General features: G+C 49.9%; 16 protein-coding genes. 10 read left to right on the forward strand and 6 right to left on the reverse strand.

Annotated features, from left to right (window positions below; all coding sequences use genetic code 11):
- The first annotated feature begins 142 nt into the window (after positions 1–142).
- A complete protein-coding gene (locus ABJO30_06105) occupies positions 143–901 on the forward strand; it encodes a hypothetical protein (GenBank protein MEP3232382.1) in 759 nt (252 codons plus the stop codon).
- An 11-nt stretch (positions 902–912) separates the two neighbouring features.
- Positions 913–1,611: an SDR family NAD(P)-dependent oxidoreductase gene (locus ABJO30_06110; GenBank protein MEP3232383.1), complete on the forward strand. Its 699-nt coding sequence runs from the start codon at positions 913–915 to the stop codon at positions 1,609–1,611.
- Positions 1,612–1,695: 84 nt separating this feature from the next.
- On the opposite strand, the gene ABJO30_06115 is transcribed toward ABJO30_06110, so the two are convergent.
- The 3 genes from ABJO30_06115 to dapD form a co-directional block, all read right to left on the reverse strand.
- On the reverse strand, positions 1,696–2,154 hold the full coding sequence (locus ABJO30_06115) for a DUF805 domain-containing protein (protein MEP3232384.1): 459 nt from the start codon (positions 2,152–2,154) through the stop codon (positions 1,696–1,698).
- Between the two features lie 51 nt (positions 2,155–2,205).
- Positions 2,206–3,690 carry an inorganic phosphate transporter gene (locus ABJO30_06120; protein MEP3232385.1) on the reverse strand — a complete coding sequence of 495 codons (1,485 nt, stop codon included), beginning with the start codon at positions 3,688–3,690 and terminating at the stop codon, positions 2,206–2,208.
- 444 nt (positions 3,691–4,134) lie between these two features.
- Entirely contained in the window at positions 4,135–4,977 is an 843-nt protein-coding gene (gene dapD / locus ABJO30_06125; GenBank protein MEP3232386.1) for a 2,3,4,5-tetrahydropyridine-2,6-dicarboxylate N-succinyltransferase, read from the reverse strand.
- Positions 4,978–5,111: 134 nt separating this feature from the next.
- On the opposite strand from dapD, the gene ABJO30_06130 reads away from it, so the two are divergent.
- Both ABJO30_06130 and ABJO30_06135 read left to right on the forward strand, forming a co-directional pair.
- Positions 5,112–5,957 (forward strand): TIGR00730 family Rossman fold protein, encoded by an 846-nt coding sequence (locus tag ABJO30_06130; protein ID MEP3232387.1) that lies wholly within the window; start codon positions 5,112–5,114, stop codon positions 5,955–5,957.
- Positions 5,958–6,012: 55 nt separating this feature from the next.
- Complete coding sequence (locus ABJO30_06135) at positions 6,013–6,903, forward strand: DMT family transporter (protein ID MEP3232388.1); 891 nt, start codon at positions 6,013–6,015, stop codon at positions 6,901–6,903.
- Here the strand turns inward: ABJO30_06135 and ABJO30_06140 are convergent.
- Positions 6,882–8,039 (reverse strand): FAD-binding oxidoreductase, encoded by a 1,158-nt coding sequence (locus ABJO30_06140; GenBank protein MEP3232389.1) that lies wholly within the window; start codon positions 8,037–8,039, stop codon positions 6,882–6,884. The genes ABJO30_06135 and ABJO30_06140 overlap by 22 nt on opposite strands.
- 39 nt (positions 8,040–8,078) lie before the next feature.
- Here ABJO30_06140 and mnmD point away from each other — a divergent pair, with 39 nt between their 5' ends.
- The gene (gene mnmD / locus ABJO30_06145; protein MEP3232390.1) at positions 8,079–8,759 is read left to right on the forward strand and encodes a tRNA (5-methylaminomethyl-2-thiouridine)(34)-methyltransferase MnmD; all 681 of its coding nucleotides are present in this window, start codon (positions 8,079–8,081) and stop codon (positions 8,757–8,759) included.
- Here mnmD and gluQRS read toward each other — a convergent pair.
- On the reverse strand, positions 8,756–9,592 hold the full coding sequence (gene gluQRS / locus ABJO30_06150; GenBank protein ID MEP3232391.1) for a tRNA glutamyl-Q(34) synthetase GluQRS: 837 nt from the start codon (positions 9,590–9,592) through the stop codon (positions 8,756–8,758). The two genes, mnmD and gluQRS, sit on opposite strands and share 4 nt — an antisense overlap.
- Before the next feature lie 80 nt (positions 9,593–9,672).
- Here gluQRS and ABJO30_06155 point away from each other — a divergent pair, with 80 nt between their 5' ends.
- The 5 genes from ABJO30_06155 (at position 9,673) to ABJO30_06175 (ending at position 13,205) form a co-directional block, all read left to right on the forward strand.
- The gene (locus tag ABJO30_06155) at positions 9,673–10,314 is read left to right on the forward strand and encodes a DNA-3-methyladenine glycosylase 2 family protein (GenBank protein ID MEP3232392.1); all 642 of its coding nucleotides are present in this window, start codon (positions 9,673–9,675) and stop codon (positions 10,312–10,314) included.
- A gap of 8 nt (positions 10,315–10,322) precedes the next feature.
- The gene (locus tag ABJO30_06160; GenBank protein ID MEP3232393.1) at positions 10,323–10,988 is read left to right on the forward strand and encodes a dienelactone hydrolase family protein; all 666 of its coding nucleotides are present in this window, start codon (positions 10,323–10,325) and stop codon (positions 10,986–10,988) included.
- 125 nt (positions 10,989–11,113) lie between these two features.
- Positions 11,114–11,671, forward strand: a complete 558-nt coding sequence (locus tag ABJO30_06165; protein ID MEP3232394.1) for an HNH endonuclease — start codon at positions 11,114–11,116, stop codon at positions 11,669–11,671.
- Between the two features lie 53 nt (positions 11,672–11,724).
- Positions 11,725–12,360, forward strand: a complete 636-nt coding sequence (locus ABJO30_06170; GenBank protein MEP3232395.1) for an FMN-binding negative transcriptional regulator — start codon at positions 11,725–11,727, stop codon at positions 12,358–12,360.
- The gene (locus ABJO30_06175) at positions 12,357–13,205 is read left to right on the forward strand and encodes a DMT family transporter (protein MEP3232396.1); all 849 of its coding nucleotides are present in this window, start codon (positions 12,357–12,359) and stop codon (positions 13,203–13,205) included. The genes ABJO30_06170 and ABJO30_06175 overlap by 4 nt, the downstream gene beginning before the upstream one ends.
- Positions 13,206–13,267: 62 nt before the next feature.
- On the opposite strand, the gene lpdA is transcribed toward ABJO30_06175, so the two are convergent.
- On the reverse strand, positions 13,268–14,668 hold the full coding sequence (gene lpdA / locus ABJO30_06180) for a dihydrolipoyl dehydrogenase (protein ID MEP3232397.1): 1,401 nt from the start codon (positions 14,666–14,668) through the stop codon (positions 13,268–13,270).
- Positions 14,669–14,674: the final 6 nt, after the last annotated feature.

Here is a 14,674-nt window from a genome sequence, read left to right on the forward strand (position 1 = left end):
AGTTCTTCCTCATATACGAGATTTCTGCACTAAACTCTCAAAAGAAGGCGAATTTTGGATTAAGCAGCATGGTTAATAGGTAGTTGACCAAATTGCACAGGTTTGGAAAACTTGATTTCATTACGATTACTTACGGATTTTTATGATGAAATTTAATTTTTCCAGCCTGTTTTTATTTACCATTATTATCTCAACACCCCCTTCTTATGCAGAATCATTGCGAGAAATGAGCGAACTTGGCGGGGAGTGCATTGAAACTGACGGAAGTTTAAGTTGTGGCGAAGGCGATCTTGCACTCCACATCATCGATGGCACACAATCACCCGCCAACGCCGCATTCGCTGTTGGCTGGCGCGCGCCAGAGCGGGAGGATTGGCTTTTTGCAGAGCTCTATCTCGTGCGTTTATCAAATGGCAAAGCCATCCAACCTCTAAAAGCAAAGGTCGAATGGGTCAGCAAAACACAACTCGCCAATCATCAATCTGTTTTTGCAAGCTGGATGGGCAATAAACCGAATACTGGCGGCGGCTTCATGGTGGGGGTCAATGGAAAATGGAACACCCAAAGCCTTGAGATGTACCAATGGGCTGGCGAAGACGCACTCACCTTTGAAGGCGAAGTTCTGCCGAAGATTGGCGAAGCGCTTTACAATAAGCTTTATGAGGACAATCCGGACGTTGATCTCGGCGGCTATGTCTTATCCACCACCGAAGCCCCTCTAATTGGCCCTACCGAACACAAGCAATCAACCAAGCCTTTCACGGTCATTTTCACCGCTGTGTTTCAAGAACCGAAAGCCTCAACCCCGATTTATGAGTATGAAGTCGAAGTGAAGTTGGAGGGCTATAAATCATGGAGCCAACCCGTTATGACTTCTATCAGACCTCTTGAAACGAACTAATGGATAGATAAATGGCAAAACCTCGCGCTCTCATAGTTGGCGTTGGTGACGGCGTCTCCGCCTCCCTCGCCCGTGCCCTTAAAGCCCAAGGCTATAAAATCATCCTTGCCGCCCGCAACATCGAGAAGATTGCAGGGCTGATTGCAGAAACCAAAGCCGAAGCCCATGTTTGCGACATTGTGAAAGCTGAAGATGTCACAGCCCTTTTTGATGCAATCGAAGGGCGGCTGGAAGTCGTCATCGCCAACCCTGCACGGCGCGTGCGGGGACCGCTTACGGAAGTTGATCCTGCCGAGGTAAAAGCATCACTTGAAATCACAGCCTTCGGTTCTTTCTTGGTAGGGCAAGCAGCAGCAGAGCGCATGCTTGAACAAGAAATGGACGACGGTAAGCGCGGCACGATTTTATTCACTGGCGCATCAGCAGGCGTAAAAGGCTTCCCACAATCCGCAACCTTCGCCATGGGCAAATTTGCCCAGCGTGGTCTCGCCCAATCCATGGCACGAGAGCTCCACCCCCAAGGCGTGCATGTGGCATGGATCAACATCGACGGCGCCATAAAAAGTGCGACCCGCGAAGAACCAGCTGACAAGCCAGCTTCGATGTTAGACCCTGACGAGATTGCGAAAAATTACGTTCACCTGATCAATCAACAACGCTCAGCTTGGACGGATGAGCTTGTGGTTCGACCTTGGGTTGAGAAATTTTAAGAGCTGTAGATATTTAATCTTGCCCCTTAAACCGATATTGCCAGCTAACTCTATTCCCTAAGCGAACTCACGCCCCAAGCGCATTCACGCCAACGGATCTCGCCCATATTGGTTTGGTCCATCGGTGCCTTTAAGGGCGCCGCAGATAACTAGAAAATATAATGCGAGAAAGGACACCGCCAATTTTACAAACTGGATAACCCAAAACAGCAGGTTGCCCCCGTGGGCGACGATGCCATTAGGGTCTGATATCTCTGACGGAACAACGAATACGAGTATATAATGAAGGGCAAGATAGATAATGAATAGTTTTCCGTTCCTGCCGCGATCGTGCAACCGTTTCACGAAAAGGCAATAGTTGGAATACAAAAACATCACCAAGCATGATGCAATCAAGGCCATGGATTTGACCTGCAAATTAACAAGAAGAAACGTAAGGAATGTTATCAAAAGGGAGGCGGCTAACAAAGCCAACATTCCCATCCAAAATTGCCGACGCCCAATACGACCTTCAGTCGAAAGCAGTGTGTAAATCATCTCCATAACCATACCCCGAGCCAAACAGATAAATCAAAGGTTCACTGGGGAAAGGTATTAGCCACCAAGATTAGATAAAATCAAGAAGAACACAGCTGAGATGATCGCAGCGGCTGGCACTGTGATGAGCCATGCGGCGATGATAGTGAGGAAGTGTGAGCGACGCACGAGTTTTCTGTGCTTACGCTTTTTACTGCCAGATTTATCAACTTCGTGCTGGATGACCTCCCGCACTTCTTGTTTGCCTGTTGTTGCACGCCAGTGAATTTCACGGAAGAAGCCAACACCAAACACAGCACCAACCGCGATGTGGGTTGAGCTAACCGGCAAGCCGAGCCATGAGGCAACAATCACAGTGATCGCCGCAGACAAAGCCACGCAATAAGCGCGCAATGGGTTCAGCTTCGTGATTTGTTCGCCAACCATGCGGATGAGTTTAGGACCAAACAGCATCAAACCGAATGAGATACCAAAGGCACCAATAACCATAACCCAAATTGGGATAGACACTTTAGAAGCAACTTCGCCCGCTTCAATAGTGTGCACGATGGCAGCAAGGGGGCCGACAGCGTTTGCAACGTCATTCGCGCCATGCGCAAAAGATAACAAAGCAGCAGCACAAATAAGTGGGATCGTGAACAATTTGCGCACGGAATCTTTTGTGTTTGGCATCGTGCTTGATTGGCGTTGGATCAATGGACGCGTAAACAGATACGTCGCAACGAAGAAACCAGCACCAATGAGCAGCGCCACCTCAAGGTCAATCTTGATGATCTTCTTGAGGCCTTTAACCGCGAGATAAGCAGAAAATGCACCCGCCATAACAGCGATAAGCACCGGCACCCAACGCTGGGCTGCGGCAATTTTTTCTGTTCTGTCGGTAATTTTGGATTTGATGAACCATAAGAACATGGCGGCGATGACACCACCAAGCACAGGCGAGATCACCCAGCTTGCTGCAATCTGCGCCATTTTCGGCCAGTTCACAGCCGTCATGCCTGCAGCCGCAATACCTGCGCCCATAACACCACCAACAATTGAGTGCGTGGTAGAAACAGGAGCTCCAAGCCAAGTGGCAAGGTTAATCCATACAGCAGCAGACAAGAGCGCTGCAAACATGGCCCAAACAAAGATATGCGGATCACCCACAGCTGAAGGGAAGATAATGCCTTTGGAAATCGTTCCAACAACATCGCCACCAGCAAGAAGTGCACCAGCACTTTCAAAGATTGCGGCGATGATTAGAGCGCCAACAATCGAGAGCGCATTTGAACCAACCGCAGGTCCAACATTGTTTGCAACATCGTTCGCGCCAATGTTCAACGCCATGTAGGCGCCAACGGCTGCTGCTGCGATGATGATGTAGTTATCGGCGTGGAGTCCCAAAATGATGCTGACGATAAAGCCAACGGCGATAATGAAAGCAAATCCGAGGGATGGCGCTAAAAACTGCTGTCTTGTTGCTACCGTTGCCTGCTCAAGCGAAACGCGTGTTTTAAGATCGCGATCAAGCGTCTTGTTTGGTCTTGGATTCTTAACCATGGTTCCCTGCCCATTTAAAATTTAATCACCGGCCAATTTTGCGTACCTTTAGACAGAAACAATTTGCTTTATCAAGCTGTTTTTCGCTTATCTTACGAGCTTATCAACTGAATCGTATTTTTTATCGGTTTCACGAGGAAAGACTATAAGTTTCACGGAAAACTTGCTTAAGTTTCGCCCCTCCAGTTGAGCACTATAATTCGCAATTGATCAGAATTTAAAACGGGATCTGGGCTAAATTGGTTTGGCCCATTCGTGCCCTACAACAAATCACAGATAATAAGTAAAAAGAAAAGAGCGCTCGCAATGAGCGACGCCGCGGCTGGAATAAGCACTTAACTTAGATGCAGTCGCAACGCCTCAACGTTATAAAATGCAGCCAAAACAACAAAGGCGCAAAAGGATAAAACGCGAATTCATCCTCAGCTCGCCCCTGCTTAGCTATTAGTCGCGCAGCAGCTCATTGATGCTTGTTTTAGAGCGGGTTTTCTCATCCACGCGCTTTACGATAACCGCGCAGTAAAGGTTTGGACCCGGTGTGCCGTCTGGCAACGGTTTGCCTGGGAGCGTGCCAGAAACCACAACAGAATAAGGCGGCACTTCGCCCATGTAAATTTCGCCAGTGGCACGGTCGATGATTTTTGTCGAAGCGCCAAGGTATACGCCCATTGAAAGTACAGAGCCTTCACCAACGCGAACACCTTCAGCAACTTCGGCCCGTGCGCCAATGAAGCAATTATCTTCAATGATAACCGGACCAGCCTGCAAAGGCTCCAATACGCCGCCAATGCCAGCGCCGCCAGAAAGGTGCACGTTCTTACCAATCTGCGCACATGAACCAACAGTTGCCCATGTATCAACCATTGTGCCTGAATCAACATAAGCACCAAGGTTTACGAAAGAAGGCATCAACACCACGCCTGGTGCGATGTAAGCAGAATGGCGAACTGTACAATTTGGCACAGCGCGGAAGCCTGCGTCTTTCCATTGAGCTTCACCCCAACCGTTGAATTTAGACGGCACTTTATCCCACCAAGTCGCGCCATCCGGCCCGCCAGTAATGGTCGCCATATCATTAAGGCGGAAACCCAAAAGCACTGCTTTTTTAAGCCATTGGTTCACAACCCAATCATTGCCAGATTTCTCAGCAACACGCGCAGCGCCGCTATCCATCAGGTTCAATGCTTCTTGCACGGCCTCGCGCACCTCACCAGTTGTTCCAGTGTTGATGTTATCACGGTCGTCGAAGGCTTTTTCGATTGTGGCTTGAAGGTCAGCGTTGCTCATTGGGTCACTCATGTTGAAATGGTTATGAAGTTGACCGGAAATTATGCCAAACCCCGCAAAGACGCAATGCTTTTCGACGAATCAACTATAGCTATTTATCAACAGCAATATCAGCAGCGGTGAATGGAACAGACATGAGCGAGAAATCTGAACGGGTTGTAGGCAAGTTTAAAAGTTCATCCGACGACCTAGAAAAAGCGCAAGCGATCCCCGACACGCCCCAGACCCGAGCGCCCGCCTATCGGCTTGCTTTTGCAGATAATGACTTTCTCGTTTCTGAATATACCCGCAATATTCGCCTTCAACTGGAATATCTAAAACCAGAACTCACCCTGATTGAAGAGGGTATCCGATCTACCGTCGTACTCTTTGGTGGCGCTCGCATTCCAGAACCGGGCGGCGAAGCGTGGGCGGCGAAAACCGACATTGCACGCAAGAACCTTGAAGCAAACTCAAAATATTACCAAGAAGCCCGCGAATTTGCACAGCTCTCCTCCAAAGCATCACTCAAACATGACAACAAAGAATACGTCGTTGTCACAGGCGGTGGACCTGGCGTTATGGAAGCGGGCAATCGCGGTGCAGATGACGTGGGCGCAAAATCCATCGGCCTCAATATCGTGTTAGATCACGAACAAGCACCAAATGAATATATCACACCGGAGCTCTGCTTTAACTTCCATTATTTTGCCATCCGCAAAATGCACTTTTTAGTGCGGGCTAAAGCGGTTGCCGTTTTCCCCGGTGGCTTCGGCACGATGGATGAACTGTTTGAGACGCTCACGCTTATTCAAACAGGCCGAATGGAAGAAGTACCTGTCTTATTATTTGGCAAAGCTTTCTGGGAACGTGTCATCAATCTGGATGCTTTGGCAGAAGAAGGCACCATCTCACCAGATGATATCAACCTCTTCCATGTGGTTGACACAGCTCAAGAAGGTTGGGACATAGTCAAAGACTTTTACGGCGAAGAAAGCTAGGGACACACCCCCTTCCCGTTCTGCCCTTTAAAAACGAACTCCGAAAGCCTGCCTCGTGACAATTCGCAGAGCCACGCCGCTTGATCTGACCCTTATGGTCGGCACCATGATTATATGGGCGCTTGCGTTTATCGGCATGAAGATTGCCGTGCCAGAAACGGGGCCTTACTGGCTTTCTGCCTACCGTGCCCTTTTGGGGTTGATTGTGGTCCTGCCTCTCGCGCTTTGGTCCGGCTTAAAACTACCACAAGGCCAGAAACAATGGTTTTATATGGCCGTCATCGTCATATTGAACATTGTCTTCCCAATCATCTTAATTGGCTGGGCAGAGCTAACCCTTCAAGCAGGTGTCGCAGCCCTCTTGATGGGAACAGGACCATTCTTGGCGCTTTTCATCGGGCATATTCTCACCAAGGATGAACCGCTCACGCCAATGAAGTTCCTTGCTGTGTGCATGGGATTTGGCGGCGTGGTTGCTGTTGTTGGTGTTGATGCGCTATCCGCCATTGGCCGCGGCAATCTTTTCCCGCAGCTTGCTTTGATGCTGGCCTCTCTCATGTATGTAACAGCAGGCTTTACGATCCGCAAAATCGAACTGCCGCCGCTCTCGATCGCGGCCACATCACTCGGGCTGGGCTCAATGGCCCTCGTTCCGCTTAGTCTTGTAATGAGCGGCCCGTTTCCGACAGATTTCACCCCACCTGCTTTTTGGTGGCTGATGTTTACTGGTCTTGCTGGCACTGGTTTTGGTTTTCTCTCACGCTATTATCTGATCCAGAATATCGGCTATTCCATCTTCTCAATCGGCATCAACATGATCCCCGTTTTCGGCGTCATTGCTGGTGCGCTCATTTTGGGTGAGGTGATTGAATGGACAACAGCACTCGCACTTGTTTTGGTTGTTGGCGGATTGTTTGTGGCCCGCTATGACCCAAAGGGCGCTTGAGCCTTTTTCGCCTTATCAAGATGATAAGCAACGGTGAAGCTCTCTGGCAATTGCACCGTGCGTTCGCCACCTGTCATTTCTTCAACCAAAGCCTTCGCGACGCGGTGCGCGATGCCAAAGCTCACCTTAAACCCGCCCGTTGCAATATAGATCGGCTCGCCCTCAGTAAGCTTTCCAATAATCGGCTCCCGCTCATAGCATTTCGGACGAACAGACGCCCAGCGCTCGATGATCTCAGCATCGCGCAATTGCGGGCATAGCTGATAGGCTTTTTCGATAAAGGCGTCATCGTCGTCATTATAAGAAGTTGGATCACTCCAGACCTTTTCCGCCGTAGAACCAACACCACAAGTGCCATCTTCATGGGGCACGATATAAACGCCGTCATCAAAAACCACTGGCAAGTCTTCGCGCAGGTCAATCGCGAAGGAAACCGCTTGGCCTTTAATGCCTGTGCCAATATCAAGATCAAATTGATCGCGCAGGAAGTCGAAGGTTTGATAGCCCTGAGACAAGACAACTTGACCAACCGCTATATCTGCATGCCCATCTAAGAGCGCTTTGCCATCTCGGTAACCTGAAAAAGTAACGCCCTCAATTAATGTGCCACGCGCACTGACATAGGCTTTTAATACGTCCAGATAATCACGGGGGTGAACACGGGCCGCAAAAGTGTCGAGGATATAGCCATAAGGCGCATAATCTGGCGACAACCAATCTGCATAACGATCATCATGGCCTGTCAGAAAATCAAATGTCTCTTCGCGCTGGTGCCATGTCGTAAGTGCTGCTTCGCCTCGTTTCTTCGTCGTCTTGATGAAACCCTCTTCACGCAAAGGCATAAGACGCCCGACCCGTTGATAGCCAGCCTTTTTGCCTGTTGCCTCTTCAATAGCTGCAATATCGCTTGGTAGCTCATAAAGCGCTTCAAATTGGAACTGCTTCTTCTCAATCCAATTGGAAGGAAGATGGGGAATAAGCGCACCAAGAATGCCACCACTTGCGCCCGCGCCAACGCGGTCTTTATCCACCACAACAACGGAGAGGCCAGCATCTATCGCATGCTTTGCCACCCACAGGCCGACAATGCCGCCGCCAACAATCAGTACATCATAATTTTCAGTTTCACTTTTCATGAGCTGCAAGTAGAACAGTTGCAAGATAAAGGAAAGAGCATGAGCGATACGATCATTTGGGAAGACAACGAAACGCCCGTCGCTGTGCGCTTTGATGATCCGTATTATTCCAAAAAAGACGGCCGCGCCGAAACGCGGCATGTGTTTGTTGAAGGCAATCAATTGCCTGATCGTTTTGCCGCATGTGAGACCTTCCATGTGGCTGAACTTGGCTTTGGCACCGCGCTCAATTTTCTTGAGACAGTTCAAACATGGCAGCAGAACGCACCTGAAAACGCTCGCCTTATTTACACATCGTTTGAGCTTTACCCACTTTCAAAACAAGACATGACTCGCGCCCTCACACCATGGCCAGACCTGCTGGCGCTCGCAACGCCCTTCTTGGAGCAACTCAGCCTCCAATCAGGCGTCAATGAAATGGCGCAAGAAAACATCACGCTTCGGCTGGTGATTGGTGATGCGAATGACACCGTGCCGCAAACCACAACGCCTGTGGATGCATGGCACCTCGATGGCTTTAGCCCTGCAAAAAACCCTGAGCTTTGGAATGCTGAATTGATGCAATCAGTCGGGCAGCAAACAAAGCCAGAGGGAACCTTCGCAACCTACACAGCAGCAGGTTGGGTGAGACGCATGTTAGATGAGGCGGGTTTTGACGTTGAACGGGTTAAAGGCTTCGGCACCAAACGCCATATGAGCGTTGGCACAAAACGCAGTTAGAGATAAGCATCAACCTCATTATCATTCCATCCGATCAGGCGATGAATATCCGCAACACTCGCCCCATCATCACGCAAGGCTTTGAGCGCGGTTGATTTGACAGACTTGGACAATCGCTCACCTTGCTCATCGAGAATAAGTCGATGATGTTTATAGTCAGGGCTTGGCAGGTTCAGCATTTTTTGCAGCAGAAGATGGATGCTCGTCGAGGCTTCCAAATCGTGCCCCCGCACTACATGCGTCACCCCTTGCGCGGCATCGTCAATCACCACACTCAAATGATAACTCGTTGGCGTTTCCTTGCGTCCGAGAACCACATCCCCCCAAGCCTCAGCGCCCTCAATAGGGTAAAGCGACAAAGCCTGCTTCATATCAAGCCGCCACGCATAGGGTTTGCCGCTTTTCATCGCAGTCGCCCGTTCAGCCTCGCTCCACTCCCGTTCCAAGCCTGGATAGAGAGCCGCACCATCAGGATCACGCGGCCAAGCGGGGTGCTCTTTGACATGCTGTTTGATCTCACCACGCGACAAGAAACTTGGATAGATCAGCTCTTGATCACGCAAACTGTCGAGCGCTTCTTGATAAGACCCAAACCGCTCTGATTGGCGCAAAACTGGCTGTTCCCATTCAAGGCCCAGCCACGCCAAATCATCAAACATCGCCGCTTCCAATTGAGGCGTACAGCGTGCGGTATCAATATCTTCCACCCGCACCAAAAAATCCGCACCGACCCGCTTGGCGAGTTCAAAATTCAAGATCGCAGAATAAGCGTGCCCCAGATGCAAGGCACCATTGGGACTGGGGGCAAATCGGAAGGTCGGCTTGTCGTTCATATGTCGATTGACGACAATTGATGATGCTGCGTCAAGTGGAATTGATTGCACAGCTTTCATCTCCCTTTATAAATGGAAAGATGAAACCCATTAAAACCCTTGATGATGTGGCTAGAGGCTTGAGCGCCCTAAAAGTACTCGACCCGCGATTAATCCCCGTGATTAAAAGCGCCGATCCCGTGCCACTAAGGTTGCGCGAACCAACGCTCGGCAGCCTAATGAAAATCGTCGTCTCGCAACAAGTGTCCGTGCAAAGTGCAGCCGCCATTTGGGGGCGGTTTGAAGCTGTGTTTGATCCAGCATCACCCGCTCAAATTGCAAAAGCATCTGACGAGGATATGCAAGCCGTCGGCCTTTCTCGCCCAAAAATCAAAACCCTTCGCGCCATCGCCATTGAAGCGTTAGACAACAACCTCGATTGCCCTTCCCTCATGGGTAAGCAGCTAAATATGGTCAATGACCGTCTCACCTCTATTCATGGTGTTGGCCCTTGGACGGCAGAAGTTTTCGCCTTGTTTTGTCTTGGTCATCCAGACATTTTTCCCGTCGGCGATGTCGCCCTTCAACATGGCGTGCAGCAAGCCTTCAAGTTAGATGAGCGCCCCAAAGGTGACGTGCTTACTTCCATCGCAGAACAGTGGTCGCCTTGGCGTGGGGTTGCAGCCCGCCTCTTCTGGGCTTATTACGCAACATATAAAAAGCGCGACGCGCTTCCAGTTTAGGATCAATCATGTCTCATGCTCCCCTCACCGGCCCTCATGTCGAAGCTCAATCTGGCACAGCTAAAAGCCTTGTCATTCTCATCCACGGTTATGGCGCGAACGGCGATGATTTGATCGACATTGGCAAACAGCTTGCCCCGCACTTCCCAGACACTGCCTTCTCATCTCCACACGCACCGGAAGATTGTGCAATGTCACCGGGGGGCAAACAATGGTTTCCACTCACTCACAATCCAGGTGGGTTTCGCAGCGAAGAAGAATATTGGAACGGCGTGAACCATTCACAAGACGTGCTCAATGATTATATCGACAAAGAACTTGAACGCCTCAACCTTGATGAAAGCCAATGTGTGTTGCTTGGCTTTTCACAAGGCACCATGATGTCGTTCCACGTCGGCCTACGCCGCAAAAAGCAATTGGCTGGCATTATCGCCTTTTCTGGCGTGCTTACAGGTGACGAACGTTTGAATGATGACATTCAATCAAAACCACCTGTTCTGATCGTACACGGCGAAGAAGATCCAGTTATCCCAGTAGAAGCGGTGCCTCGTGCAACCAAAGCGCTGCGTGGTGTTGATATAGACGCGGAATGGCACATTGTTGCAGGGCTTGGCCACGGCATTGAACAGATGGGCTTGATGCTTGCTGCAAACTTCTTGCGCCGCACATTGTAACGCACGAATTAATTCTCAAGCATTGCGCCAATCTATCCATTTGTGGATCGCTTGACGCAAAAGGCTTCACATCTCCATATTAGTCCCTATAGTCTTAGGTGTACGGACAAGTGCTGGAGAATGAAGTGACTATTCACGTTTCACCGGAAGCCCACCCTACCCTCGTTCTCAACGCGGATTATCGCCCGTTGAGTTACTACCCCCTCTCGCTCTGGTCTTGGCAAGATGCTGTAAAAGCCGTGTTCCTTGATCGGGTAAATACCGTCTCAGAATACGACCACGCTGTTAGAAGCCCCTCAACAGAGTTTAAAATTCCAAGCGTGGTCTCGCTTAAGAACTACGTCAAACCCGCACGCTATCCAGCGTTCACTCGATTTAACGTCTTCTTGCGCGATCAATTCTCTTGCCAATATTGCGGCTCGAAAAAGGATCTCACCTTTGACCACTTAATCCCTCGCTCCAAAGGCGGGCAAACAACTTGGGAAAATGTGATCACAGCGTGCAGCCCATGCAATTTGCGCAAGGCCAATAAATCCTGTGCCCAAATCGGCATGCACCCTTATCAAGACCCGTTCCAACCGACCGTGTTCGAACTCCACAACAATGGCCGCCTCTTCCCACCTAATCATCTGCATGAAAGCTGGATGGATTATCTCTATTGGGATGCGGAGCTGATGCCGTAGGGGGAGAGGTTCTGTTACTAGAGGCTTATACCTACAACCAAACCACGGTACCTATGTTTCAACCTGCCATATTCCAAGAAGACCGCCTTGATGTGATGCATGGTCTTATGCGCACTCATCCGTTCGCGACGCTTATTTCCTCGGCAACAGGGGAATTGACGGCAGATCATGTTCCGTTGGTTTTGCATGATGAAGAAGGTGAGTTTGGTATCTTGCGCGGACATATCGCGGCAGGCAATCCGCTTTTCACAAAGACCGAAGGGGCACTCGATGTGCTGGGTGTTTTTCAAGGTCCGCAAACCTACATCACCCCCTCATGGTACGCCTCAAAACAAGAGCATGGCAAAGTGGTGCCGACATGGAACTATACCGTGGTTCATGCCCGTGGTGCCCTTACCTTCATCCGTGAGGAGAACTGGTTATTGCGCCATCTGCATGACCTTACCCAACAGCACGAAGGCCATCGCCAAAACCCATGGGCTGTATCAGACGCGCCGGAAGATTTTGTAAAACGACAATTGCGCGGGCTTGTTGGGTTTGAAATCCAAGTGACCAGCATCGAGGGCACATGGAAAGTAAGCCAGAATAAAAGTGATGCGGATAAAGCCGGCGTAACGTCAGGCCTCTTGGATGAAAACACGTCCAATGCCAATGAAATTTCAAGATCTGTGACCGAGCGCTCTCAATGAGCGGCATTGTCTTTGTGGCCGTTATAGGTGCCGCCCTCCTTCATGCCTGCTGGAATGCGCTGGTTAAAAGTGGGGCGGATAAAACGCTCAGCATGGGTGCCGTCATCATCGGCCATTTGCCAATTGCTTTAGTGCTCATTCCTTTCGTCCCTCTGCCAACAATGGAAAGCTTGCCTTATATAGCCGCGGGCATCGTGCTTCATTTTGGCTACCAGATGTTTTTGCTAAAGTCCTATCAAACCGGCGACCTCACCCAAGTCTATCCCATCGCCAGAGGCTCCGCGCCCCTCGTTGTTGCCTTGGTGTCTGTCTTGTTGCTTGAGGTTCACCTTGAGGGCTTAGAGATTCTTGCAATCACGATAATTGGCACGGGTATTATTAGCTTGGCTTTGGTCCGCCACTCTGACGGCCGGCGCAATAAACACGCAGCCATGCTGGCGTTGGTGACGGGATTATTCATCGCGTCCTATTCACTGGTTGATGGCCTCGGCGCACGGTTAGCTGGAACCGCACTTGGTTATTACAGCTGGCTCTCAGTTGCGAACGGAATGGCGATGATTGCCTATCTTCGCCTTAAATCACCTGAAACATTGCGAGCAATACCAACCAAAGGCATGCGCATCATGGTGCTGGGCGGAGGCGGATCGTTCATCGCTTACGCCATTGTCACATGGGCTTTCACACAAGCTCCGATCGCCTTGGTAACAGCACTTCGCGAAACCAGTATTATCTTCGCCCTACTAATCGGCGTATTTTTCCTGAAAGAACGACTAAACCTGATCAAAGTCTTTTCAACCTTCGCAACAATGCTCGGCGCGATCTTGCTGCGCTTTGCGCGGTCTTGAGTTCAAATAAAAAGGCCGCTCGATGAGCGGCCTTTTTAAATCTCGAACATACAAAACCAAATCTAGATATGGATCGGCTTTGCGAATGTTGCCAAGGCTGCTTCACGCACAGCTTCTGACATTGTTGGGTGAGCGTGGCATGTACGACCCAAATCTTCTGAGCTTCCGCCAAATTCCATCAGTACGGCTGCTTCGTGGATCATTTCGCCAGCGCCAAGGCCAACGATGTGAACACCAAGAACACGGTCTGTGGCTTTGTCTGCCAGAATTTTCACAAAACCATCTGTCGCATGCATTGCGCGCGCGCGGCCATTGGCAGTGAACGGGAAGTTGCCTTTGTTATAAGCAACACCTTCTGCTTTTAGCTCGTCCTCAGTTTTACCAACGGAGGCCACTTCTGGCATGGTGTAGACAACACTTGGGATCACATCATAATTCACATGACCATGTTGGCCTGAAAGAATTTCAGCAACCGCCATACCTTCGTCTTCCGCTTTATGCGCAAGCATTGGGCCAGCGACAACATCACCAATTGCGTAGATGCCATCAACGTTGGTTTTATAACCATGGTCGATAACAACGCGGCCACGTTCAGTTGCAATACCTGCAGCTTCAAGACCAAGTCCATCGGTGTAAGGCACGCGACCAGTAGAGATCAGCACGATGTCAGCGTCCAAGTTCACAGCATCGCCACCAGCAACCGGTTCATAAGTAACCGTTGCACCGTTGTCGTTCTTTTGAACGTCTGTCACTTTGGCTGACAGTTGGAAAGAAAGGCCCTGCTTCTTCAGCATGGACAAGAACTTCTTAGAGACTTCGCTGTCCATTGGGCCAAGAATTTTGCCCATGTACTCAACCACGGTTACTTCAGCACCAAGACGAGCCCATACAGAACCAAGCTCAAGGCCAATCACACCGCCGCCAACAACGACAACTTTCGCAGGCACCTTCTCAAGCACCAAAGCGCCCGTTGATGAAACGATGGTTTTCTCATCCACATCGATATCAAGACCTGGAATACCAGCCACATCAGAACCTGTCGCAATCACAATGTTCTTTGTTTCGACAATCTGTGTCACGCCGCTATCAGATGATACTTTCACCTTGCCTGCAGCTTCAATAGAACCCCAACCGATATAAGTATCGATGTTGTTCTTCTTAAACAGATAAGCAACGCCTGAAACATTGGCATCAACAACGCCATCTTTATGCGCCATCATCTGCTTGAGATCGAGTTCAGGCTTGCCAACTTTAATGCCGAGGCTTTCAAAGTTTTGGCCCGCTTCTGAAAACATTTCAGAAGCATGCAAAAGCGCTTTAGAAGGGATACAGCCAACATTGAGGCAGGTACCGCCAAAGGTTTCACGCTTTTCAACAACGGCAACTTTTAGTCCAAGTTGCGCTGCTTTAATCGCACAAACATAACCACCCGGGCCTGTACCAATTACGACAAGATCATACATGTTTGG

The organism is Hyphomicrobiales bacterium, assembly GCA_039973685.1.
Classification (GTDB): Bacteria; Pseudomonadota; Alphaproteobacteria; order Rhizobiales; family JACESI01; genus JACESI01.